Genomic DNA, 505 nt, shown 5'->3' with positions numbered 1-505 from the left:
ATGGCCGGCCAGCGCCTCCCGGACGGTGGCCTCGTCAGCCTGGACGGCCAGCATCGCCCCACCCGCGGGCAGCGCCTGCATCAACCGGCCCCGAGCCGCGACCAGCTTCACCGCGTCCGGCAGGTCCAGGACCCCCGCCACATGCGCGGCGGCCAACTCACCGATCGAATGCCCGGCCAGAACATCGGCCCGCACCCCCCAGGACTCCACCAGCCGGAACAACGCCACCTCGAAGGCGAACAACGCGGCCTGGGTATACACGGTCCGGTTCACATCGGTGCCGTCCAGCTCGAACATGACCTCCCGCAGCGGCCGGTCCAGCACCACGTCGAAGTACGCGCACACCTCGTCCAGGGCATCGGCGAACACCTCATACGCCCCATACAGTTCAGCCCCCATCCCCGGGCGCTGGGCACCCTGGCCGGAGAACAGCACCGCCACCCGCGCACCCTCACCCGCCGTACCACTGACCAGCCCCGGCGCCTGCACCCCCGACGCCAGCGCG

Annotated in this window: 1 protein-coding gene; it reads right to left on the bottom strand. The window is 71.5% G+C overall.

All coding sequences use genetic code 11. The features are described from left to right. On the bottom strand, window positions 1-441 hold a 441-nt coding region (locus K7G61_RS36050), incomplete at its 3' end, for an acyltransferase domain-containing protein (RefSeq protein WP_374204355.1). Window positions 442-505 lie beyond the last annotated feature (64 nt).

It is taken from the genome of Streptomyces sp. HPF1205 (assembly GCF_020400825.1).
Taxonomy (GTDB): domain Bacteria; phylum Actinomycetota; class Actinomycetes; order Streptomycetales; family Streptomycetaceae; genus Actinacidiphila.
The sequence above is the reverse complement of the archived record's forward strand: the minus strand, read 5'-3'. Positions and strand labels throughout refer to the sequence as shown.